Here is a 25,412-nt window from a genome sequence, read left to right as displayed (position 1 = left end):
CTTACCGCTCCCTGTTTTATTTTTATGAAAAACTGAGGCGACAACTATCCTGACACAGGGGGAGCAAGTTATTAAACAGCTGTGTTTGGGTTGTCGCATCTTTTACCGTAATACCATAATCATTAAATGACGTTGATTGATAGTCAGATACTGAAAATGCTGTAACATCATACAGATATTGAGTTTCTTGCTGGCTCGATATCGTCACATCAATGTTTTGAGTTTCAAGGCCATTGAATATTCGATAGTCTGCTGTTGATTCTAACGCAGCATAATTATCGGCTGTTGTTGTTGAATCAACACTGTCGATATTGATTTTAAGATCTCCGGCACCAAAGCTATTGCGGATAACCAATTTGTAAACAGTTTCAGTGGTGAAATCCATGCTGCCTGTAGTGTAAACTACATCTGTAGAGCCAGCTTCTGTTAAATAAACAATGTAATCTTCAGTGTCGAGGATCATTGAGTCACTGTAAGTACCATAACCCACAGAGCCTAACATTACCGCGTCATCAAAGTCTTGAGTATCAAGAGAGATATATGCATCAAATGTGCCTTCATCAGTGGCTACGTTGGCAATAAGCACCTGCATTTTACTGTATTCATAATCATCATCCGCGTTAAGATCGTCCATATCTTCACGGTTGTAATTAATGTCTAATAATTGTGGATCGGTATAATCACCATGGAGCACAAATAAGTGGTTATCATCGGCATTCATTTCCACAGTATCAGTGTAAATGGTTACGGTTTCGCCATCTTCATCCTGGCCGTAAACGTCTAAATCAGCACTGCCAGTGCTGTAGCCATAACGTGGCATAGCATCAGCAAAGTCAATTGCACTGTACGAATAGTCATCAAGTACTAACGATGTCGAAGTACTGTTAGGTGAGGCATTGTAATACTGTACATAAGCAACATCGCTGCTGCTATCTGAACTATCAGAACCACAACCGAACATCACAGTTCCAACCGCTGATATTAATATCAACTGGCCTAATTTCTTGTTAAACATAATTGCTCCATTAACCACTTAGCTACATTTGCAGTATTATGACTCTTTGTATGCGTAAACGACTGTCAAGAAAGGTAAAGTTGGTATATAAAACGTCAAGCTGGCTTAAATTGGTTATAAAAAAACCTCTTATCGGCCGATAAGAGGTTTTAAATTGTACAATCGAGTAAAAAAGTGGCAGAAAACTAGATTTAAGCCCTGCTATTTTGTAAAAACTTAGTTACCAGCAATTTTCATTTCGCTCAGTAAAATGCCACCGGTGCGAATCGATGAACGTAAGTCACGATCTTTACCTATGCCTTGAATCCCTTTAAACATATCTTTTAAGTTACCTGCAATGGTAATTTCTTCGACTGGGTAAAGTACTTCACCGTTTTCAACATAAAAACCCGCCGCACCACGTGAGTAATCTCCAGTGACACCATTAACGCCTTGACCCATCACTTCAGTCACAATCAAACCAGTGTTCATTGCTTTAACTAAATCATCGAAGGTTTGATTAGTATGACTTAGCGTCCAGTTGTAAATGCCACCTGCATGGCCAGTATTAGTCATGCCGAGTTTACGGGCTGAGTAACTGGTTAGCAGATAAGTCGCGAGTTGGCCATTGTCGATAATACGGCGCGACTGCGTTGCGACACCTTCACTGTCGTAATTTGCACTGGCCAATGCACCTAATAAATGCGGTTGCTCTTCAATGCTAAACCAGTCAGGAAATATTTGGGTGTTAAGTGCATCAAGCAAAAAACTCGACTTGCGGTAAATACTGCTACCACTAATTGCACCAATGAGATGACCCATAAGCCCTGTGGCGATTTCTGGTGCAAACAAGACTGGCATTTTAGCGGTCGCAATTTTACGCGCATCTAAACGACTTAAGGTTTTATTGGCAGCTTGTTGACCAACAGACTCTGGCGACAATAAGTCCTGGTATTTGCGGGCAACGGTATAATCATAATCACGCTGCATGTTGCCATCTGACTCTTCGCCAATGACCACACAACTTAAGCTGTAGCGCGAGCTGCAGTAACCGTTTAAAAAGCCATGGCTATTACCATAAACTTTAGCGGCAGTGTGCGCATTGGCTGAAGCACCATCCGAATTACGAATACGGCTATCAACAGACAAACTAGCAGCCTCAGCACGAATGGCCAATTGCGCTAACTCTTCAGCATCAATATCTTGTGGGTGATATAGCTGTAAATCACGAATATCTTGCGCCATTAACGCTGCATCAGCTAAACCACTAAAGGGATCTTCTGAGGTGTATTTAGCAATACCGTCTGCCGCTCTTACCGCTTCGCGGATAGCCTCTGGACTGAGGTCTGAAGTGGAAGAGTTACCTTTGCGACCGTCGCGAAAAATGGTAATGCCTAAGGCACCGTCTTTATTAAACTCGACAGTTTCGACTTCTTTTTCACGCGTCGACACCGATAAACCTTGCTGTTTACTAATGGCAACTTCTGCGGCAGTTGTGCCAAGTTGTTTAGCGTACTCTAATGCAACAGCGACAGCGTCTTTTAGTGCTGATAATTCAGAATCAATTCTTGGGGTTGTTTCACTGGCGCTAGGCGCTGAAGAAGGATGAGAAGCCACAAATTTACTCTTTAATTAGTCTAATTGTGGCTAGCATATCAAATAAAAAAGCCGATTGATAACCAAGTGCTTCTCTTGAATAAAATCTGCATATTCAATGCCAAATAAATGCTATCATTAGCCTATATTGACTCGAGGTTTAAGACTATGAAGATTGTTGGCGATTCTGAACACTTTCAGCAGCCCTATGATAACGATGACGATTACGTCAGCAGAACAGAATTTAAAAAAGAAAGCGAAGAAGCTCAAGCACTTGGCATGCGCTTGGTTGCGCTTAGTAAAACCCAATTAGATAAAATGGATTTAGATGAGTTTCTTTATGACGCTGTCTTAAAATCTAAACTCATTAAGCAAAAAACCGAAGCGTATCGCCGCCATTTGCAATACATCGGTAAGCTAATGCGTGGCTTTGATCACGAACCGATTCAAGCAGCACTAGATAAAGTATTGAATAAGAACAATAATGAAGCCGCTCAGTTACAAATCTTTGAAAAGATGCGCGAGCGCTTACTGACAAATGGTGACGATGAAGTCCAAAGTTTATTGGATCAGCATCCACAACTAGAGCGTCAAAAATTGCGTCAATTGATCCGCCAGGCAAATAAAGAATTAGCCAAAGGCCCAGAATCAAAGTCGTCTAAAGAATTGTTTAAATACTTACGTGCTGAGATAAAAGAGTAAACCCTATACTCAAAATAATCTGATTAATCGAAATAAGGATGTGGCTAATGCAGCTTGGAACAACGATACGTGCACTTTTTTTATCTCTTGCTTCAATATTGTTATTTACAGGTTGTAACGGTGCCTCAGATGACTCCGACTCAAATACATCAGATGACAGTTATAGTCTGTCGGTAAGCTACCAGGATGTTGTGAATGGCCAATGTGATGCCAGTACCGACAGTTTAGTCTTTGATCTCAACGACAGCATTTGTGCCGTAGCCAAACTGACATTAGGTAATGCTAACGTCAGTGGTGCGCTTATCGAGTTTAGTACCAGCAATGCCACATTAAGCAATGCATCTGTATTAACCGATACAAGCGGTATAGCGACCACCTTTATTAGCTCCACCAGCACAGAAGCCGGCACCTTAACGGCAACCTACACATCAGATGACGACAGTGTTAGTGACAGCCGTAATTACCAATTTAAAGAGTACAGCACCACAGCCCCTGTTGAAGCGCTAAACTTTACCGTGTCAATCAGTGACAGTAGTGGAGTGATTACCCGTTTTAATGTTGGCGACACAGTTCAGCTAAATGCCACGCTCACAGACAGCGAAAACCAGGGTATTGCCAATCAAATTGTGACCTTCAATGCTGGCAGCGCCACGCTAACTCCAACTACCGCACTCACTACAGACTCTGGTGTTGCAACGTTAAGCTTTACACCTACCAATTCAGAATTAGGGGCTAGCCTTCTTAGCGCCACTGCGGAATATGAAGACACAACATTAACCGCGACAAGTGCTTATGAAGTGCTTGCATCGACCGATGTTACGACTGACGGCACGGTAATGATGGGGTCTTATAATGACAGCGGCGAATTTGTTGAAAATCTATTATCGACAACCTTAACAGCTGATACAAATGGTAACTACACCATTAGCGCGGGCGGCTCATTTGGCGTAACCGCCACCCTAGTGACAGAAGCAGACGATGGCACGATTACTCGCTTACAAAGTCCAACCAGCATTAGCTTTAGTTCAGATTGTACCACCAACGACAATGCAACCTTAGACTCACCGGTCACCACCGTGTCAGGTTCAGCAAGCTCGACGTTTTCAGACACCAGTTGTAGTGGCAATAGTGAAAGCACTGACACCATTGTCGCCATTGCAACCGTTAATGACACGAGTTTAAGCGCGAGCTTACCTTTTACATTGGCACGCCAAACATTATCCAATATTAGTTTTGTGTCGGCAGACCCAACTCAAATCCGCATCAAAGGTTCTGGTGGCACAGATACAACAGAGTCTTCTTTGGTGACGTTCTTGGTAAGCAGCGCTAATGGTCAACCTGCTGCTCAACAAGAGGTTGAATTTAGCCTCGACACCACGGTTGGTGGATTACAATTTTCTAATGGCGACATTACAGATAGCAGCATCACTAATTCTGAAGGCGTCGTAAGTGTGCGAGTTCAAGCTGGTACTATCCCGACCCCAGTGCGCGTTATGGCATCAACTACCGATGCCGATACGGGTGACACCATTACCAGTCAATCAGAACAACTCACTGTCAATACCGGACTGCCACAGCAATTGGGCTTTAGTATCTCGGCCTCAAGCTCAAACCCAGAAGCGGGCGATTACAATGGCGAAGATGTCACGATTACAGTTTATGCATCAGACAGCTTTGGTAACCCAGCACCAGACGACACCACGGTTAACTTTACAACGGAAGGTGGTCAAATTGAGCCATCATGTAGCATCGTAAGCGGTACCTGTGCCGTCACCTGGACATCAGCATCACCACGGGTAACCGATCATCGCATCACCATTTTGGCTTATGCGCTTGGTCACGAAACCTTTTTCGATACCAATGGCAATAACGTGTTTGATAATGACGATGGCAGCGCTGTTGATGGCTGTTTAATTGGCACAACTTCTGTCGCCTGTAGGGGTAACGGCATGGATGTTGAAACCTATCAAGACAATGGCTTTGTTGATTTACCTGACGCCTTTAGAGATGACAATGAATCTGGCGTTCGCGATTCAGGTGAGGTGTATTTCAACACCAAATCAAGCAGCACCTATCAAGACGCTGATACTGTGTTTAACGGCCCTCAATGCCTGGGCAGTTTATGTGATAGCTCGGCTATGACAACGTATATCCGTAAAGCATTGGTATTAACCATGTCTGGGTCAACGGCCAACTTTACAGTAAGCCAAAATGGTTCAGTGATTAATGATTTTGATACTGACATTCAGGATATCGCCAATGGTGCCTCTGCGACATTTACTGTGGTACTCAGCGACAGTGCTGACCAAATATTACCGTCTGGCACAACCTTATCTGTGAGCAGCAGTGAGGGTGAATTAACATTCTCTGGATACACGGTACCCGACCGTAATTCAGCCGGTGGCACTTCAACATCATTCACAATAACCAATGATGACAACTCAGGTACTAGCCTCGTGACCTTAACAGCCACTACACCAAAAGGTGTCATGACTGAACTGAGCTTCTTTGTCACCTTGCTGTAACTCACCATCATTACCATAAACAAAAGCCTGCTGAATACGCAGGCTTTTTTGTGATTGGAATTTGTATATAAGTTGTTACAATGTCAACGAGAATACCGTAAACCTTTTACTGAGTATTTCAATCTATCATCTGCGTCACTCAATGATAAACAGGGCTAGTTTATTTATACGAGAAACAGGTAAACGTTTCTCGACGCATACTAAGGAACAATAATGCGCAAACTTTATGTACTTTCTACTTTAACCGCAGGCGTGCTACTAAGCGCTTGTGCAGCAAAGCCACCTATCGTGGCACAAAATAAGACTGTTGTAGTCAATGACCAAACGATTGTATTTGGTGGTATATACGACAAAGAAAAAAACAAACTGCAACTTATCGCCAATGGCGACGCCATTATGCAAGGTCGATTCCCGCCTATGACCCCAACCCAACACCTTAACGCCAAGTTAAATGGTATGGCTGTTAAAGGCGATTGCTATTTTGGTTCTGTTTTAGGCGATCAAGGTGGTGCTTTTGGAATTGTGGCCAGTATTGTTCAATCAACAAAAAATAGCACTGCTGACAAATGCGACATCTTTATCGATGGCGAGCAGAAAGAAACACTTTATTTTTAATCCGTAAACCCATTAAGCGCTAGCCCTGCTTACTTTGCGTTGAACAATATTGCACACCTGTGGTGCGTATTGTTTTCAACAAGGCACTGTTACGATTCAACTAACCAACAACTAAAATCACAAACCCATGTTTTTAAATGATTTTATAGTATGGTCTAATCTTTGCTGCAGTTATGTTTTAAAAGCTACCTTGGTATATACCCAATCGACTTAAATACAGTCATCTTAATATCATTAATCAATGAAATACTGGTTACGAGTAACCCGCGTCATAGGTAATCGCTCTGTACAATTGTTATTCGTATATAATCCGTAATACTGATGTAATGATGTTAATTGTGCTGCGATATTAATTGTGCAGCTATGTTACTCGTAAGAATGATACAAATAGCTTTGTTGTTGAGAATCAAATGATCCCTTTACATACCTCTATGCGCGGCCTACGTTGTTTTTGCGTTGCAGCAGAATGCTTAAGCTTTAAAGAAACAGCTAAAAAGCTGTACCTTACGCCGTCTGCAGTTAGCCACCAAATTAAGCAGCTAGAGGAAGCTCTCAATCAGCAATTATTTATTCGTCAAACTCGCTCAATAGCCCTAACAGAAGTGGGATCGCGTTTTTACCAGGCCATTGAGCCGGTAATGCAACAATTGGTCAATACCGTCAGCGAATTCAATCAATCAGACCGCATGCTCGAGATCAGTATTTCGATGCCAGAGTTTTTTGCCAGCGAACTGTTTATGCCTAAATTGATCGGCTGGTCATCTAAATACCCTAATATCAACCTCAAACTTGAAACCATAAAGTCGCGCACTGATACCATTAAGCACACCGACGTCTCTATTATGTTGTCAGGTAAACAACAAACCACAAACGACATTTATGATTTATTCCCCATCACCTATATACCAGCATGCAATCCACAACTTCACAGTGAATTAGCCTCACAGGGGTTTAACGCGTTAACTAAAGTGCCGTTAATACTGCATAAAGCCAGACCGTACGCCTGGCATCAATGGGCAGAAAGCGTGGGGCTTGATGGTTTTCAGCCTAAGCAAATCATTCAGTTAGACAGTATGTTCAGCGTTGCCCGCGCTGCAGAGCAAGGGTTAGGCGTAGCATTAATCCCGTTGCCCATCAGCCAAGCATGGTTTGACAATAAAACCCTTATTCCGCTATTTCGCCACCCGCTGTTCAGCCACGACCGTTATTATCTTGTGCGTCACACCAATGAACAGCAGGGCCCAGAAGTACAACTGCTTATCGATTGGATCCTTAAAAGCTTTCATGATGAAAGCCATTAACTCACCTAGATACTGAGCTAACCGGTAAAGCTAACAGGCTTTTTGCGCCACACTTGAGGTGTTAGCGACGGCCCTCTGCCTTTTCCATTCGCCAGGCTATATACGGAAATTGGAGCCAAAATGAAAAGTAGAAAAAGCTTAAGTACCAGTATGAAAAAACAAAATTGATGCCTAAGTCTTTGTATACCCCGAGCAGCAAATAATCGTAAATAAACAAAGGTAAGGTTAAATAAAACGCCAGCCAGCATGAGTTAATCACATGCTTCCCATCGCTCCAGTATTTTTTCAACGTAATTTTAGTGATAGGAATGTATAGCAAAGTCACAAGTGGCAATAAGGGTAATTTTATCCAAAACGGCCATTGTTGATAATAATCAGGCAGACCAATCAGATAAAAACTTAGCCAAGTAACAAAACTATAGCCAAGCAGTTTACCGTGTTGAAGTGTATTCATTGTTATCCTTAATCAATCTGCGCTTGGTGAGCCAATGTAATCTGTAAAAATTGTTTTTACACGGCTTAAGTTCACACCGGAAATGATTCGTTTAACACCTCATTATCTATAGGTGAATATTTTTAATCTATTAATGCGTTTTTTATCGTTTGTCGCCTGTATCGCTTTTTACTAAGGTTCAGTTGTAGCGCGGCGCTACGACATTTTAGAGGAGCAACATCATGAACAAGAACATCATTACAGGCCTAATCAGTGCCACATTATTACTGACCGCATCAGCAAGCGTTATGGCAGACCAAGGCCAACAAATCAGTAGCAATGCATACAAAATGGTACTTGTTGAAGATGTGCCCGGTGTTAACGCATTGCAAACCGGCCATGTAGAAGAAGGCTTAAACGCAACCTTAGCTGCGAGTAAATACACCGTGGACGACTATTCACGCAATGTGAATTTATGCGCCGGTTACGTACAAATGTCTAACATGGAAAAAGCACAAAAAGCATGCAGTGCTGCAGTAAAAAGCGCACGTTCTTTAGTGGCTGTTCCATCTATGTCTGTTCGTGCTTACGCTTACAACAACCGTGGCGTAATGAAATTAATGAACCACGATAACCTGGGCGCACTCGCTGACTTTAAACGCGCAGCTAAAGTAGATAACAGCAGCATTTACAAGCATAACCTAGCACGTTTAGAAGCCGCATTAAACACTGCACAAACTGGCACCTTATAATTAGCGTGACCTAGACACTGTAACGGTTTGCTTCGTTCAGCTAGTGAGAAATAGTCACATCTAAGTGAGTGTGATGCGATAGACAGGCCAATCATTGCGATGCCTGTCTTTTTACTTCGGCAACACTTAACTATGTTGAATGTGATCGCGCGTTTAACTTAACATCGCTTTAGCCTGTTTTTGCCTCGCAGCTACCCTCATGATTGCGATACACGCAAACACCGCAAATAATCCCCAAAGCTGCAGCCATTTAGGCATAACCGCTAACCACCCCGCACCAAGTTGATTGAGTTCTAGCATTCCCATAATGGCGGGTACAGCTGGAATGACTTGCGATATCATCACCAAAGGTTCAGGGATTAAGGCAATGGGCCATACAAATCCCGACACAAATAACACCGGCATCGACATCAATAAGTACACCTGAGTTGATAAGTCGCGCCGAGCAAATAAACTACTAAACACAATCCCCAACGCACCTGTGGCTAATAAAAATGGCAGCATAAATAAGCCGACTTCAATAATGGTTGCCGCAACACTGACCTGATACCAATAAAAGCAGTACCCCAAGTAAAAGCTACTGAACACACTATAAATCAGTAAAAATACACTTAAACGGGCAAACACCAATACGCCGGGGCTCACGTGTTGCCAATACCCAGGCCTACGCCATTGGCCTGCGCCTAAAATCCCAGTGCCAATTAATAACGTTTGATGCAATATCAGTAAAAAGAGACCGGGGATCACATAGGGTGTGTAACCTAGACTTGGGTTAAACGCAGGTACTGAGTTGATATTAATTGAGTTAACACTTTGCTGAGCCAATTGCGGGTTTTGCCCTCGGGCAAGCAAACCGATAAGTTGCACTTGTTTACTGGCATCTAAACCCGCAGCCACGAGCCCTTCTGCTACTGCTGAATAAATTAAAAAGTAACTGGCATCGCCACCATAGCTTAAGGTTGCGCCCTTACCTAACAATATATCACGCCTAAAATTGGCTGGGATCACCAATAAACCATGAGCCTTACCCTCGCTTATCCAGGTTTCAGCTTCATCAATGCTGCCAAGATTGGCTAAAATATGAATTTTAGCACTGGCATCGGCATGGCGAGTCACTAAACGGCTCAGCGATGAGTTGTCATGATCAACCACAACCACTTGTTGCTCGGTAGGTACTTGGTTTAAATACGGTAATGGATACAATACCGAATAAAACAACACGCCACCAAATAGGGTCACCATAATCGCCTTGTCGGCAAAAATAGCCTTAAACTCAGCAAGCATTAACTGCCAGAAGTTCATTAACTGACCTCCTGATTAACATCACTTGAGGTTAAATCAGTCTTTGGGACATCTTTGGCTTTATTGGCGAAAAACACAATGAAAGGCAGCAACAATAAAAAGCCCCAATAACCACTGATTTGCCCCAACACATGAGGTAATTCGACCCCATAACTAATCACGCTCACGTGAGAGTCTATATAATGACTCGACGGCATGATTAAGCGCCACCATTGGGCGAGAAAAGGCATATCATTCACCGGGAAGGTAATGCCCATAAATGCAAACGCTGGGGCGAATAATGCCGTGCAAAAGCTCACGCTACGAGCACTGTCACGCATTCCTGTAAATATCACCAATACCATTAACCACAACGCCATTAGCATTGCTAACTGCGCGAGCATTAAGTCACCCAATGCGCCTGCGGCTGGTAACCCTAAGTAATGATATAACCACAATAAGATGAACCCGCCATGCAGTAACATAATAGGGCTATAAAACAGAATCTTAGTAGCGATTAATGCCCAGATTTGTTTAGGAAAATAATAGCGCTTTTGGTATAGGACCAGCTCTTGATTGAGGCTATTAATAAACACCAGCATCGATAATAATTGCCATAATGCAATCAAAATGGGCGGCACTAAAAAGCCGACATAATTGTTATTACGATTAAATAATGCCGTGGTTTGATTGGTAATGGGGCTCAAACTAACATCGACGGTGGCTTTGTTAGCGCCATTAAGTAGCAAGCGTTGCTGGCCTATTTGGGTCAGTCCTTCTGCCAGGCTCAACTGTAACTGGCTTGACAACAATTTACCTACCAGCAAAAACTGACTGTTGTAGCGAATATCAATGGTGGGCTGTTGACCCGTCAGCAGATCTTTTTTTAGCTGATATGGTAACACCACCATGGCATAAACCTGAGTTTGGCGCATTGCCTCTATAGCTTGTGCTTCATTAGCATAGGATTGTGGCGCAATCACAGCGTTAGCAGCCAGCTGGCGAGTTAACATACGGCTAATTTGGCTGTTGTCGACATCAACAACCGCGACAGGGAGTTGCCGTGGTAGGCCTGCGCTGAACAACCACCATAATGCCAGCACACCAATAAGCGGAATATAGCTTATCAGGGCCAACTGCCATGGCGAGTGCCATAGGGCATTGAATTCTCGCTTAAATAATTCTGTCATCATTAAGCTTTTTACCCTGGCTTATTGTGTAAGCGAGTCGACACGAAACAATACCGACATCCCCACGCGCAAGTCTGCTATTGGCTGCTTTGGCGTTAACTCGACTTCGAAGGTGCGCATGTCAAAATCGTGACCGCTTTCGGTAGAGCGCCAAGTGGCAAAGTTGCCCATTACACTGATATGCGACACTTCAAACTCTATCTGTTGTTGTAATGCCGGGATCTCTAAAGCTAAGGTTTGCCCTTGTTTAAATTGGCTCAATTGATCTTCGCGCACCTGCATGACCGCCCAGGCATCATTCATATCAATAATACTCACCACCGGAAAACCGCTGGGTGCGAGCTCACCGGCTTGCAGTAATACGTCACTGACTTCAGCTTGTTTAGGTGAGCGCATTTGGCTGTCGGCTAATATGGCATTGACTTCTTTTACTGCCCCTTCGGCCATGAGAGTTTGCCCTGCAGCTGCGGCTTTTGTTTCACTACGAGCGCCTTCTTGTGCCATTTGGTACATGGCATAAGCGGCTTGTTCGGTATATTTAGCAGCTTGCCATTGGGTGTAGGCTTCATCGCGCTGTTGCCGTGCGACAACACCTTCTTCAAACAAATTCTCAACCCGTTGATAAGTTTTAATCCGTAACTCAGTGGCCGCTTTTGCTTTGCGCCATTGCTCTTGTGCGGCAGTGACTTCTTGTTGTCTTGCGCCATTATTGGCTTGCTGTTGTTGAGCGGTGGCGGCATCTAACCCACCCTGGGCTTGCATTAATTTGGCATCTAACTCTGGGCTACTAATGGAAAATAAAATATCGCCTTGAGCGACCTTATCACCTTTACGCACTAACACTTGTTCTACTCGGCCAGGTACTTTAGAGGAGATATTATATTCTCGCGCTTCAATTTGTCCCTGTAGCACTGTTGGCTTAGGCGTAAACGCCAACATGACGCCATAGCCCAGTAACAACAATAACAGCAGCAATGCGAATACTGCGATAACTCTGTTAGTTCGCATGTGAAGCTCCCTGAATTTCAATTCTATTAATATATTCGTCGACTTGACCACTCACCGCCATCACTTTGGCATACGCTTGCATATAGCGATACTTTGCTCCTAACTGCTTGGTTTTAACGGCGGTTAAATTCAGTTCCGCATCGACGCGATCAATGGAGGTTGATAAACCTTGGTTAAAGGCTAATTCGCGTAAACGTAGGTTTTCAGTGGCAAGCGCCAGTGAAGCATTCAGTGCTTCAACTTCTTCTTGAGCTTGCAGCATTTGCCGATAACTTTGATCAATTAGTAAGCTTAAATCTTGTTTCGTTTGCGCCTTGGTGTATCGCGCTTGCAATAAGGCACTTTTGGCCGCTAACACTTTACCACTGCGACCGTCGCGGCTTATTAGCGGAATGCTCACGCCTACGCCCACCATCCAGTCGGGTTCCATTTGTGCAAATAAACTGTCGTCTTCATACAGGGTGTAATTACCGTATAAATACACTGTTGGAAAATAGCCGCCTTTTTCTAAATCAACTAAGCCATTAGCTTGGGATTCTTTTGCTTCAAGCAATTTTAGTGCAGGGTGTTGGGTTAAGGTGAGCTGACTTAAACGCGATAAAGACGGTTGTTGCTTGAGCACAAATAATGGGGAGTTTGGGCTGACTGTTGGCACATGTAGCATCCGCGCAAGGGCGATTTCGGCCATTTCATACTGGCGCTTAGCTTTGCCTAAATCAACTTTGGCATTTTCAAGAGCCACTTGCGCATTTAAGCGTTCAACTTTGGCAATTTGTCCTTGTTGCTCGAGCTTTTCAGCATGTGAAACATGTAAGCTTAACGAGTCCACCAGCTGTTGTTGCGTGTCGGCCAAAGTGTGCGTTACCGACACCGCATAATAACGGTCAACTAATTGTAAAAATAACTCTCGGCTAGCTAATGCAAACTCTTGTTCTGACTCTGACACTTGTGCAGCATGAATCCCTTGTGCAGCCGTGATCCGCCCACCGGTGTAAATTGGCCACATGGCTTGTAAGCTGGCTCGGAACACATCTTGTTCAGTAAACGGCGTGACATACATTGAACTGGGGATGGTGGCTAATACTTCGGTAATCGCACTGGGTAATGCGCTAGCATCAAGCGAGGCAAGTGGGTTTAAATCTTGTAAGTCTAATTCAATCGGTTTTTCTAGTCGGGTATAGCTGCCCGCAATATTGAGCGAGGGATAGTTTAATGCATCGCCGGCATGTTCTTCAGCTTTAGCGCGGTTAACATGTTGGTTTTTAGCCTGTAGATGATCACTCACTTGCTGTAATTGTTGCCACGCCTGTGGAAACGAAAAAGGTTCTGCATAAGCAAAACCCGTAAAAGCGAGTGCGCTGACGCCTAGCGTGACGCCACTAAAAAAAGGTGCTGAGCATTTAAAGCATTGACCAATAAGACTCATTAAAATCACTATCACCTCTAGAGCTGTTGCTTTATTTCCAGGGTGGATTATACCCTGCATCTATATCTTTTATCCGCTAATCGTTGCGATCTATTGCACAGGTTGGTAAGAGGTTGCACCAATCTATAGCTGATTTAATGAGCTTAACTTACTATAACGCTCAGCATTAAGCTCATCCATTAACGATTAATTAGGCTGTGCCGCCTACGGTCAAACGGTCAATTTTTAGTGTTGGTTGCCCCACGCCAACCGGTACACTTTGGCCATCTTTACCACATACGCCCACGCCTTTATCTAACGCTAAATCATTACCGACCATTGAGATTAATCCCATGGCTTCTGGGCCGTTACCAATTAAGGTGGCGCCTTTAATGGCTTGAGTGACTTCGCCGTCTTCAATTAAGTATGCTTCAGAGGCTGAGAACACAAACTTACCTGAAGTAATATCGACTTGTCCGCCACCAAAGTTAGGCGCGTAAATGCCTTTCTTAACCGACTTAATGATGTCGGCAGGGTTAGAGTCGCCTGCATTCATATAGGTGTTGGTCATACGCGGCATAGGTAAATGTGCGTATGATTCGCGGCGACCATTACCGGTAGGCGCTTGGCCCATAAGACGTGCATTGAGCTTGTCTTGCATATAGCCTTTTAAAATACCGTTTTCGATTAAGGTGGTCTTTTGGGTTACAACCCCTTCATCATCAATGCTTAACGAGCCACGACGATTCTCCATGGTGCCGTCGTCTACCACTGTGACTAAGGTTGATGCCACTTGCTGACCAATTTTACCGCTAAATGCACTGCTGCCTTTACGGTTAAAATCACCTTCTAAACCATGACCTACGGCTTCATGCAATAACACCCCAGGCCAGCCATTACCCAGTACCACAGGCATTTCGCCAGCCGGTGCATCAATAGCATGAACATTAACCTGAGCCTGGCGCACGGCTTCACGGGCAAATTCAAAGCTCAGTGGTAAACCGGCGTCATCAGTGGCTAAAAATACACTGTAGTCATGACGGCCACCGCCACCGGCGCTGCCGCGTTCACGTTTGCCGTTGTCTTCTAAAATAACGCTGCAATTAAAACGCACTAATGGACGAATGTCGGCGGCTAATGTCCCATCACTGGCGGCAATTAATATCTCTTCGTACACGCCTGATAAACTGACCACAACTTGAATAATACGGCTGTCGAGGCTGCGAATATAAGCATCAGCCTGCTTAAGTAAGTCTATTTTTTTGACTTCGTCCATTGCCGCTATTGGGTCGGCGCTGTCATACAGTTTATGCGCAGCTTGACGCTTAAACGCCTGGACTTTGTGTTGCTCGCCCGCACTGGCAATGCCACGCGCCGCTTTAGCTGCGGCATCTAATGCAGCTGGGGTAATTTCATCGGCATAAGCAAAACCGGTTTTTTCTCCGGTAATCGCACGCACACCGACACCGCGTTCAATATGAAAACTACCTTCTTTTACAATGCCATCTTCTAATACCCACGACTCATGGCGGCAACCTTGAAAGTACAGGTCTGAAAAATCAATATTGTGTTGATGAATAGTCGTTAAGTAACCTTGTAGCCCGTCTAAGGTTAATCCATCTTGTAATAAGCTTTGCTCTACTTGGGTTAAAAATGGCATTCAAACTCTCTTTTATTAATAGCTAACGCATAGTGCGAATAAGGTCTTAAGCGCCCACTTAAACAGGGGTTAATTGCGGCGCAATGAAACGGTTATGGCCGATTATCGGCATTTGCTGACGTATACGTTGTAGCTCACTAAGCTCAACCTTGGCTTGTGCCCAACCGCACTCGGTGGCACGCTCAGCAATGACTCTGCCCCATGGGTCGACAATCATACTATGGCCCCAGGTTTCTCGGCTGCCTTGATTATGTTGACCCCATTGACCGGCACCCAATAAATAGCATTGAGTTTCAATGGCTCTGGCCTGTAATAATACTTGCCAATGCGCCTCTCCGGTCACTTTGGTAAAAGCCGATGGCAGTGCGATGTAATCCGCACCCGCAAGGCGCAATGCCCGAAATAAATCACCAAAGCGAATGTCGTAACAAATGGCAAGCCCCACTTTACCAAATGGCGTATCAACCACACATAAATGATCGCCTGGGTGAAATGTATCACTTTCACAGTAGGTTTTGGTGCCATCGGCAACATCGACATCGAATAAATGCAGTTTATCGTAATGACCTAGGGTGACGCCATGGTCATCAAAAAAATAACAGCGACTGAACACTCTGCCATCATCAGCGCGCATCGGTATGGTGCCTGCGATTAAGTACACGTGATATTGTTTAGCTAAATTGGCTAACGCAGTTTTAAGGTCGCTTTGATGTTCGCTACCGGCATATTGCAATTGTTGACTTTCATGGCCGCCAAACAGTAAGCAACATTCAGGCAGTACCACAAGTTGTGGCTCATCAATGTCGCGCGGTAATTGTTTAAGCTGCGAGTCGATAAACGCGAGGTTGGCTTGAACGTCGCGGCTGCTCTGGCATTGTAATAAGCTGATTTGCATATTGCGCTCCTTGTAGCGTCACGACATTGGTGATTGGTGTAGGTGCGTCAACAATTGACGCTTCGGCTGTAGGTTGTGCTTCAGGTGCTGGACTTTGTTGTTCCGTATCCTTCACTTTAACAGGCATATCCACAGCCCCATCGGTACCGGTTTCGTCAGGCTGCGGTAAAATCGCTTTGGGTATTTCGATTTCTTTACTCTTACGCTCTAACTCTTCAAGTTGCGGATTATCCATGGTACCAGTGACCCGAAAACGAATTTCTGAAATCACTTCAATGACAGGCTCCAATACTTTGGTTAACGCAAACGCCCCCAAACCTAAAGTCCATGCACTGGTGCTCAGCAAGACCACAGTAGGCACACTTGAAGCCAACTGCGGCACAAAACGAATGTCGTAATTAAGACTTTGAGTGGTTAAGTCTGTATAGCCTCTTACCTTCATATTACCGGCTATGGCATCCATTTCGGTGTTGGTGGTTTTTACCACCCCATTATCTATGTTTAAGTTACCAGTAAAGGTGTTGAAATACAGCCCTTGCCCAAACACGTCTGAGAAATCCAATGACAATTTACGCAGTAACGAATCTAAACTAAATAACGAAAATACCCTGGCACCTTTGTCACTGATTTCCGATAAATGACCTTTACCTAAACCAAACTGAATTTGGCCATTTAAAGTATCGAGCGAAAATAAGTAGGGTGCTGCATGCCATGATAATTGGCCACTAAGATCTAATGGCGCATTTTTTATGCCCGGGTTAATTCCTAATGTGGCTGATAGGTCTTCAAAATTGTCAGCCTGAACGGTCACATCAAACTCAGTATTATCGACACCCTTTATTACTGACCATAACCCATTTGCCTGCATAGATAAGGTTGGCTTGGTCAATGATAAGGTTTGAAATTGATATCCTTGTTCAGAGGGAACGCCTTGTAAAACAAGGTGCCCTAACGACAAGTCGTAAAGACTAAATTCGTCGACATCAATGGCCAATGTTGGCAATTGCGAGATTAAGCTTGTGTTACTTTGCGTCGATGATGGTTCACCGTGCAATGCGGTTTGTGGCGGCGGAGAAATACGCAGCTTTTTGGCCACCACTTTAATCCCTTGGTCTCGCCAATTTGAGTAAAAATCAATTCGGCCATCAAATTGCTCTGACCGTGCATTAAAGCGCCATACATATTCAGTCGGCTCAGCATCAAACTGTAATTGATCAAACGACTGCCCCAATGCGGTTAATTTAGCCACATTGGCATGAATACCCATCAATGGTGGAAATGATGTCGGGTTAACCGCTGCGGTCTGTTGAATGGCCATCGTTGGCACTTCGGTGTCGGTTAATATGCGATCTCGAACCGATGAGGCGATAACGTCTGGCGCAGCGGTTGAGCTAAAATGTTTAATGATGGGTAACCATTGCTCAAGCTTGACTTTAGGGAGATCTAAATGCAAGTGGCCATTTTGTTTTTGGAGTTTATCGCCTAATTTAAAATGACGCCCAACCATCACATCGTAAAATGCTAAGTGGCCACCATCCTCAGGATTAAAGCCACCCCAAAACTCAACATCTTGGCCCAACTTGATACTTAACGATGATTGTTTATTGTCGCCAATTAAGTCAGCACGAAGTTTTTTAGGCTCAACGGATGATTTTCTATAAGGGCTGGGTAAATCAAGGGCCACGCCGAGCAAATCTGAAGAGGCCGACATTTGTAAACTGTAACCGCTGGGGTCAAATATCATGGTGAGTGCCCCATCCCAATCTAACTTGCCACTGTATGTGCTACTCATTGGGTTATTGAGTTTGCTTGGCAAGGTGTCGAGATCCCAGCGGCCGCCCATATTGATGTTCAAGGCAAAATTTTGGTTTTGCTTACCTGTTTTAACATTAAACGTTAACGGTTGCTCAAACAGCTTCGCGCTAATATCTTTGGCTTCAATTAGCTGATTAACAAAACTCACCTGCCCAGTGACGTTGTTTAGTTGTAAACCTGGGGATGCAATATACACTGGGTTGTTGTCTAAATTCACCTGGCCTTTAATCAGCTGTTCACCGCCCTTGTAAAGTGGGATGGCTAAATCTAAATCGACCCCGATAGGCTGTTTTATTTGCACAACATTTAAAGTGGCGCCTACCGAACCTTTTAATGATGAGTTGTTAATCACTTCAGTGGCGGCTTGGGCATCTGCCGTTATTTCGGCCTCGACTTTTAATAACGATTCTTTACCCAACTGAGGGATAGAGACTCGGGCACCATCAACCACAACACCACCTAGCATGCCGTGGTCAATATGCAGATCCATTAAGGCATTTTCAAATAGTGCGGATAAGGTTAATTCACTCACAGCGGGCCAGTTAGGTTGAAACTTAAAATTACCTTGTTGCAAGATAAACTCAGCTTGAAATACACCACTGTTGTCATGATATGGAAAGTCACTGAGCGCACCGTGCCAAACAACCTGGGCTTGATCAATTTTACCTGCCTGTAAACCATTGTCGAGGTATGCCACTAGCTTAGGGCTCATGGCAATTAAGGACAAATAACGTTCAACTCGTGAGACATCATGCACGCTCACATCTGCCGCTAACGCAAGGTGTTTTGAAGAGCTAAAATCTAGGTTTACCCCAGCCTGTAACGCAATATCAGCATTGGTTAGATTGATATTAGCAATCGTGAGTCGCTTGTTTTCAACATCTAAACGCCCTTGAATAGCTGCACCTTGCAAGGCTAACGGTTGATTGGCATTATCACCAAAATCAAACTGATAAGCTTGCTGCGGCAAGCTAAAATCAAGTTGATTATTGGCCCAGGTTAATTGTAAATCAATAGGGTTTAACCCAGGAATGGTAGTATAAGGTTGCCATTGCAACTGCTGAATATCGGCGGTGGCAATTAACGGTTGCTGCGCTTGTTTATATAACCTTATTGGGCCAATGGTGCCTTGAGGGTTAAGCTGTTGCCAGGTATCAACTTGCTCTAAGCCTAAATCAGGGATCAGCGGTAGCATGGGTTTAAGTAATGGTGGAGTGATTTGATTGATATAACCAAACAAATCACCATTACGAGTGCCAAATGCCAGCTTTAATTGCGGCCAGGCTTGCTCGTTAGTTGATAAGCTTAAATCGTGGCTTTCAATTTTCCAGCCACCTTGTTCAGGTGTCCATTGCAACACCCCAGAATCAATCGCTATTTTTTGCTGACTTTCCGTATCGCGCCACTCTAACCAGCTCGGTTTAAACACTAATAAACCGTCTCGTATTTTGCGATTGGCAAAGGTCATCCACGCATCAAGGTTTATGACGCCTTGCAGCGCAATGTTGTTGGCATTTTTAGGGGTAATATGTTGTCGTGAAGCCCATTCACCAAGGTCTAATGATTCAGCCGACACATACAGTTGCCCAGTCACAGTGTCGGGCTGATAGCCATTACCACTGAGATCGATTTGTAATGTTAATTGTTCATGCTGAGACTCAAGCTGATCAACGTGGATCATGCCTTGTGCCTGATGACGATTAGGCGTGTTTAGCCACTCAAGTGTATCCACAAAAATAGGCCGATAGTCATTTTGGCTGCTGATTAATTGCAATGATGCATCAGTAATCGAAAAGTGTTCCAATTGCTCTAATAGCAAACCATAAAGCCAATCTAAATTGGCTTTAGTTTGGCTATTGTCACTGTTGTTATTGTCGGCAATTTGATCCAGATTTAACGCAACACTGATCCCGTCAAATACCACGGTTTCGACTTGTGGGCTGAGGGTAAACAGCGATTGCCAAAAGTCGAGTTTAATATCAACGTTTTTACTGATAACCGTTATCGGCAATGATTCTTGGGGCGGTAACGTTAAATTTTTAATGCTCAGTGCGGGGCCAAAAGCTTGCCACTCAGCACTTAAGGATTCAACTGAGACTTGCAGTTTATATTCATTATAAAGATAGTTAACTAGCTCTGTGCGCACTTCTGGTACATGAGGCAACAACCCGCGAATAAGGCTAACTGCCAGTGCAAAAAGCACCAGCGTAATCGCCAATATTTGCCAACAGATCCTGTTGATAGTCGCCGCCCGAGTTGTTGACACTACATCATCACCACATCATATTTACTTTGAATGTATAAGGGTTCGTTTTGCAAGCGAATACGCTTGCCGATATACACTTCGAGCTCAGCTAATAAATGCGATTCTTCGCCACTTAAACTCATGTAAACCGCGGGTGAGCAATACAGTAAAAACTCATCGGCTTTATAGGCTCGGTTTAAGCGAATAATCTCACGAAAGATTTCATACGACACGGTTTCAATGGTTTTCATGGTGCCAGTGCCTTGGCATGACGGACATTCGCCACACACTACATGTTCTAGGCTTTCGCGGGTGCGTTTGCGGGTCATTTCGACTAAACCTAGTCCCGAAAATCCACTCACACTGGTTTTAACTCGATCAAGGGCAAGTGCCGCGTTTAAGCTTTCGAGCACCCTTGCCTGATGCTCTTTATTGAGCATATCGATAAAGTCGATAATGATAATACCGCCAAGATTACGTAAACGCAGTTGGCGGGCAATGGCTTGCGTTGCTTCTAAATTGGTATTAAAAATGGTTTCTTCTAAATTACGGTGGCCAACAAATGCGCCGGTATTGATGTCGACGGTTGTCATGGCTTCGGTTTGGTCAATAATTAAATAACCACCCGATTTAAGCTCCACTTTACGCCCTAGCGCGCGCTGTACTTCATTTTCGACATCGTACAATTCAAAAATGGGTGCGGGGCCTGCGTAGTGCTCAATTTTGTCGGCAATTTCAGGCATAAATTCTTGAGCAAACTGTTGTAGCTCGGCATAAGTGCGGCGAGAATCCACTTGAATATGGTCAAGTTCAGTGCCAACAAAGTCGCGAATAATACGTACGGGTAATGCCAGGTCTTGATACAGTAACGTGGCACCTTTGCGTTTACGACGCTCGCTAACCTTAGCCCACACTCGGCGTAAAAATGCTGCATCTTGTGCCAGTTCGTCTTCGCCAATATTTTCTGCGGCGGTGCGGATAATAAAGCCACCATCATCATCAACATACGGTAAAGTGATGTTTTTAAGGCGTTGACGCTCTTCTTCGAGCTCAATACGTTGCGACACACCCACATGGCTTGAGCCCGGCATAAAGACTAAATAACGCGAGGGTAAGGTAATGTCAGTGGTGAGACGTGCGCCCTTGGTACCAAGCGGGTCTTTTACCACTTGCACCATGATATCCTGACCCTGGCGCACCAGTTCGGCAATATCGCGCACCACGAAATTGCCCTTTTCGACATCGGCAACACATTCGGTATGGGGAACAATATCGGAGGCATGTAAAAAAGCGGCTTTGTCTAAACCAATATCCACAAAGGCGGCTTGCATACCTGGCAGTACGCGGCTGATTTTACCTTTATAAATATTACCCACTAAACCACGCTTCATGCGGCGTTCAATGTGAACTTCTTGCAAAACGCCATGCTCTACTAATGCGACACGTGCTTCGGTTGGCGTGACATTAATCAGTAACTCGGTGCCTTTTTTACGCTGTGCTTTTATATTCATACCGTTCTAGGCCGCCTGTATTCAGGTCATGCTCCAATCGTAATGTTGACAGCACTTGTGCCACCGTATGAAATCGATTAAAGCAAAAGGTTAATTTTGCTGCATCATGCAGGCTAATAATTCTCGTGTTTCAACTAACGGTAAGCCCACAACAGCAGAATAACTGCCGCTAATAGACTTAACAAAACAGCCGCCCAATGCTTGAATGCCATATGCACCGGCTTTGTCCATAGGTTCACCTGAAGCAATATAAGCATCAATGTCGGCGGCTGATAACGCACAAAAACTGACATGCGTGCTGCAAAGGCGGGTCAATGTTTGCTGACCATCAGTAAGCGCAACTGCGGTCATCACTTCGTGGGTGTTGCCAGATAACATGGTTAACATGCGTTTGGCATCTTCTGCATCGACAGGCTTACCTAATATGGCTCCGTTGAGCACCACAATCGTGTCTGAACCCAGCACCTTTGGCTGGTTAAACTGTGCACTTAATATCAGCCCGGCCTCGGCTTTCTCTATCGCTAAGCGGCAAACATAATCCGCCGCTAACTCATTGGCTTTTGGGGTTTCATCTATATCAGGAGCCACAAGTTCAAAGTTAAATCCGGTGTAACTAAAACCGGCTTGTGCCAGTAATTCTTTTCTTCTTGGCGAGGTTGAGGCCAGTATCCAAGTCATGTTTATTCACTCTATTTAAGGTTATTCAATCGGGAAGTTAACCTAATTAACGTACTTTATATCGACGGCGCATATTGCGTAAAATCCAAAATACCCACCACCAAATAAATAAGCTCGAAATAGCAGGTAAAAACATGGAAAAATCAAATGGAGCAGCCCCGACCACCACAAATTGAACCCAAAATATCAATGCATGGTAGATACAAATTAATCCCGCTATAACTAATGACTGCTGCCAACGCGGATAGTTGCGTAAACGTTGACATAATAATACGACAATATAAATCACCAGCGACAGCGCCAATGAGCGAATACCGAGGGTCGCACCCAGTAACACGTCAAGCAGTACACCCAATATCCACGCAGTTAAAATGCTGTATCGATGAGGTAATGCCATAGCCCAATACACCAAAACCATTAATAACCAATCAGGGCGCCATGCCTCGACCATAGTCGGTAATGGCATGATTTGGAACATCATTCCGATAAAAAGCGTCAGCCATACCACTAAGCGGCCATTGGCGATGTGGGCACTCATCGGTTAACCTCATTGCTATTTGACTGAGTCGTCGGCGTGGTCAAAGCTTGATTCACATTTTGTATTGCTGGGTTATCAGCATCTGTGGCCGCGGGAGTGGTATTTCCTTGTGTCGCTTGCGACTGCTCCGCTTGAGCTTGTGGCACACCATTAACAGAAGCCTCGGTCGATACGCCGATTAAATTTGCAGGCAACGTGAAGGGTTTGGTTTCATCAGGCCAAATCAATAACACATAACGAATACGGTCCAACGCGGCTAATGGCTGAGCGTTAATCACCGCATAGCTTTGACCGTCGTCGCGAGATACGCTTATTACACGGGCCACTGGGTAGCCTTCAGGAAAGCGATTCCCCAGGCCTGAGGTCACTAATAAATCGCCAGCAATAATATCAGTACTTTTTGCCACATGGCGCAGTTCTATTTGATCAATATCACCCGTACCATTTGCAATGGCTCGTACATCGTTACGCGTCACACGCACCGGAATACCATGGGTGCTGTCTGACACCATCAACACACGACTAGTAAACTCGCTCACCTCAATCACCTGGCCGACAACGCCTTGAGCATCAACCACAGGCTGACCAACATAAACACCGGTTTGCGAGCCATGGTTTAACACCACAAATTGACGAAATGGATCGCTAGCAACTTCCATGACTTCTGCCACCACTTTACGAGAGTCCATATGCACAGGGGAGCCGAGTAAGGCGCGAAGACGTTCATTTTCTTGGCGGACATGTTCAAAGCGCTGCAAGCGTTCTGACATGACTAATTGTTGACGAAGTAGCTCTTTGTTTTGCACTTCGAGCATATTGCGTGTGGCAAATGCTTCGGCAGACCAATCCAATATCACACCAGGGACATTCGCTAAATATTGTAAAGGGCTTAATACAGAAGAGAGTGATTGGCGGATAGGGTCAAGGCGATCATTGGCGACAAGCAAAGCCACCGACAATAAAATTGCCAGTGTCAGTCTAAATTGATTAGAGACGCCACGAACGAAAATTGGTTTCATAAATTGTACGCGGCTTTATTGGCGCATTTGCTGGGTAATAAAGCCGCATTGCAGTTAATCATTAGTTCTCTTCAGAGAACAAATCACCACCGTGCATGTCAATCATTTCAAGCGCCTTGCCACCACCACGCGCCACACAAGTTAGCGGGTCGTCTGCAACCATTACCGGAATACCGGTTTCTTGCATCAGTAAACGGTCTAAGTCGCGCAATAATGCTCCACCGCCCGTTAATACCATGCCACGCTCAGAAATATCTGATGCTAATTCTGGTGGAGATTGCTCTAATGCCACCATCACAGCGCTAACAATACCCGATAAAGGCTCTTGCAGTGCTTCTAAAATTTCGTTGCTGTTTAGCGTGAAGCTTCTCGGTACACCTTCTGCAAGGTTACGACCACGGACTTCAATTTCGAGTACTTCTTCACCTGGATAAGCGGTACCGATAGTGTGTTTAATGCGCTCTGCTGTTGCTTCACCAATTAAGCTGCCGTAATTACGACGAACATAGTTGATAATGGCATCGTCAAACTTGTCGCCACCAATACGCACTGAAGATGAGTAAACGACGCCATTTAATGAAATGATTGCCACTTCGGTAGTACCACCACCAATATCAACAACCATAGAACCTGTCGCTTCTGAAACTGGCAAACCCGCACCAATTGCCGCCGCCATTGGCTCTTCAATAAGGTAAACTTCACGCGCACCAGCCCCCATGGCTGATTCGCGAATAGCACGACGTTCAACTTGTGTTGCACCCACTGGCACACACACAAGTACACGAGGGCTTGGGCGGAAGAAACTGTTGTTGTGCACTTGTTTAATGAAGTGCTGAAGCATTTTTTCTGTCACATAAAAATCGGCGATAACACCGTCTTTCATTGGACGAATAGCTTGAATATTGCCAGGCGTTCGGCCCAGCATTTGTTTTGCATCTGTACCGACTGCAGCAACTGACTTTGGCCCATTGCTATTGCGTTCGCCGCGAATGGCAACCACTGAGGGTTCGTTCAATACGATGCCTTCATCGCGAACATAAATAAGTGTGTTTGCCGTACCTAAATCGATCGATAGGTCGTTAGAAAAAATGCCGCGCAGCTTTTTGAACATGTATCAGGCCTGTATTCTGTGGAGTCAGAAGAAAGAAAAATCAGCTAACTTTATCAATGACACCCCTATTCTACAAGACCGAACAGGTTAACAATTGCTAATCTGGCGTTTTTTTTTATAAAAGCCTGTAAAAAAACG

Annotated in this window: 20 protein-coding genes; 5 read left to right on the top strand and 15 right to left on the bottom strand. The window is 44.5% G+C overall.

What is annotated here, in order from left to right:
* Positions 1-22 precede the first annotated feature (22 nt).
* Complete coding sequence (locus tag IEY42_RS15140) at positions 23-1,015, bottom strand: hypothetical protein (RefSeq protein WP_188926026.1); 993 nt, start codon at positions 1,013-1,015, stop codon at positions 23-25.
* Positions 1,016-1,231: 216 nt separating this feature from the next.
* On the bottom strand, positions 1,232-2,611 hold the full coding sequence (gene pmbA / locus IEY42_RS15135; RefSeq protein ID WP_188926025.1) for a metalloprotease PmbA: 1,380 nt from the start codon (positions 2,609-2,611) through the stop codon (positions 1,232-1,234).
* A 147-nt stretch (positions 2,612-2,758) separates the two neighbouring features.
* Between pmbA and yjgA the strand changes: the two genes are divergently transcribed.
* From yjgA to IEY42_RS15115, 4 genes are all read left to right on the top strand, one after another.
* On the top strand, positions 2,759-3,292 hold the full coding sequence (yjgA, locus tag IEY42_RS15130; protein ID WP_188926024.1) for a ribosome biogenesis factor YjgA: 534 nt from the start codon (positions 2,759-2,761) through the stop codon (positions 3,290-3,292).
* Positions 3,293-3,339: 47 nt separating this feature from the next.
* Entirely contained in the window at positions 3,340-5,817 is a 2,478-nt protein-coding gene (locus tag IEY42_RS15125; protein ID WP_188926023.1) for an Ig-like domain-containing protein, read from the top strand.
* A 213-nt stretch (positions 5,818-6,030) separates the two neighbouring features.
* Positions 6,031-6,432: a hypothetical protein gene (locus tag IEY42_RS15120; RefSeq protein WP_188926022.1), complete on the top strand. Its 402-nt coding sequence runs from the start codon at positions 6,031-6,033 to the stop codon at positions 6,430-6,432.
* Positions 6,433-6,842: 410 nt separating this feature from the next.
* The gene (locus tag IEY42_RS15115) at positions 6,843-7,733 is read left to right on the top strand and encodes a LysR family transcriptional regulator (RefSeq protein ID WP_229780097.1); all 891 of its coding nucleotides are present in this window, start codon (positions 6,843-6,845) and stop codon (positions 7,731-7,733) included.
* Between the two features lie 61 nt (positions 7,734-7,794).
* On the opposite strand, the gene IEY42_RS15110 is transcribed toward IEY42_RS15115, so the two are convergent.
* Positions 7,795-8,187 (bottom strand): hypothetical protein, encoded by a 393-nt coding sequence (locus IEY42_RS15110; RefSeq protein ID WP_188926021.1) that lies wholly within the window; start codon positions 8,185-8,187, stop codon positions 7,795-7,797.
* Between the two features lie 221 nt (positions 8,188-8,408).
* On the opposite strand from IEY42_RS15110, the gene IEY42_RS15105 reads away from it, so the two are divergent.
* A complete protein-coding gene (locus IEY42_RS15105; protein WP_188926020.1) occupies positions 8,409-8,918 on the top strand; it encodes a hypothetical protein in 510 nt (169 codons plus the stop codon).
* Positions 8,919-9,071: 153 nt separating this feature from the next.
* Here the strand turns inward: IEY42_RS15105 and IEY42_RS15100 are convergent, their stop codons facing one another.
* The 12 genes from IEY42_RS15100 to IEY42_RS15045 form a co-directional block, all read right to left on the bottom strand.
* The gene (locus tag IEY42_RS15100) at positions 9,072-10,220 is read right to left on the bottom strand and encodes an ABC transporter permease (RefSeq protein WP_188926019.1); all 1,149 of its coding nucleotides are present in this window, start codon (positions 10,218-10,220) and stop codon (positions 9,072-9,074) included.
* Positions 10,220-11,389, bottom strand: a complete 1,170-nt coding sequence (locus IEY42_RS15095; RefSeq protein WP_188926030.1) for an ABC transporter permease — start codon at positions 11,387-11,389, stop codon at positions 10,220-10,222. Before IEY42_RS15095 ends, IEY42_RS15100 begins: the two co-directional genes overlap by 1 nt.
* 21 nt (positions 11,390-11,410) lie before the next feature.
* A complete protein-coding gene (locus IEY42_RS15090; protein WP_188926018.1) occupies positions 11,411-12,397 on the bottom strand; it encodes an HlyD family secretion protein in 987 nt (328 codons plus the stop codon).
* A complete protein-coding gene (locus IEY42_RS15085) occupies positions 12,387-13,883 on the bottom strand; it encodes a TolC family protein (RefSeq protein ID WP_229780096.1) in 1,497 nt (498 codons plus the stop codon). Before IEY42_RS15085 ends, IEY42_RS15090 begins: the two co-directional genes overlap by 11 nt.
* Positions 13,884-14,013: 130 nt before the next feature.
* Positions 14,014-15,462 carry a metalloprotease TldD gene (tldD, locus tag IEY42_RS15080; RefSeq protein WP_188926017.1) on the bottom strand — a complete coding sequence of 483 codons (1,449 nt, stop codon included), beginning with the start codon at positions 15,460-15,462 and terminating at the stop codon, positions 14,014-14,016.
* A gap of 58 nt (positions 15,463-15,520) precedes the next feature.
* Positions 15,521-16,357 carry a carbon-nitrogen hydrolase family protein gene (locus IEY42_RS15075; RefSeq protein ID WP_188926016.1) on the bottom strand — a complete coding sequence of 279 codons (837 nt, stop codon included), beginning with the start codon at positions 16,355-16,357 and terminating at the stop codon, positions 15,521-15,523.
* On the bottom strand, positions 16,281-20,438 hold the full coding sequence (locus IEY42_RS15070; protein ID WP_188926015.1) for a YhdP family protein: 4,158 nt from the start codon (positions 20,436-20,438) through the stop codon (positions 16,281-16,283). Before IEY42_RS15070 ends, IEY42_RS15075 begins: the two co-directional genes overlap by 77 nt.
* Positions 20,438-21,928 (bottom strand): ribonuclease G, encoded by a 1,491-nt coding sequence (gene rng / locus IEY42_RS15065; protein ID WP_188926014.1) that lies wholly within the window; start codon positions 21,926-21,928, stop codon positions 20,438-20,440. The genes IEY42_RS15070 and rng overlap by 1 nt, the downstream gene beginning before the upstream one ends.
* A 90-nt stretch (positions 21,929-22,018) precedes the next feature.
* Positions 22,019-22,606 carry a Maf family protein gene (locus IEY42_RS15060; protein WP_188926013.1) on the bottom strand — a complete coding sequence of 196 codons (588 nt, stop codon included), beginning with the start codon at positions 22,604-22,606 and terminating at the stop codon, positions 22,019-22,021.
* 46 nt (positions 22,607-22,652) lie between these two features.
* On the bottom strand, positions 22,653-23,144 hold the full coding sequence (gene mreD, locus IEY42_RS15055; RefSeq protein ID WP_188926012.1) for a rod shape-determining protein MreD: 492 nt from the start codon (positions 23,142-23,144) through the stop codon (positions 22,653-22,655).
* A complete protein-coding gene (mreC, locus tag IEY42_RS15050) occupies positions 23,141-24,163 on the bottom strand; it encodes a rod shape-determining protein MreC (RefSeq protein ID WP_229780095.1) in 1,023 nt (340 codons plus the stop codon). Before mreC ends, mreD begins: the two co-directional genes overlap by 4 nt.
* A gap of 61 nt (positions 24,164-24,224) precedes the next feature.
* A complete protein-coding gene (locus IEY42_RS15045; protein ID WP_188917049.1) occupies positions 24,225-25,274 on the bottom strand; it encodes a rod shape-determining protein in 1,050 nt (349 codons plus the stop codon).
* Positions 25,275-25,412: the final 138 nt, after the last annotated feature.

This window comes from Shewanella algicola, from assembly GCF_014648035.1.
Lineage (GTDB): Bacteria > Pseudomonadota > Gammaproteobacteria > Enterobacterales > Shewanellaceae > Shewanella > Shewanella algicola.
Note: the sequence above shows the minus strand (reverse complement) of the source record. Positions and strands in the feature narration are given on the sequence as shown.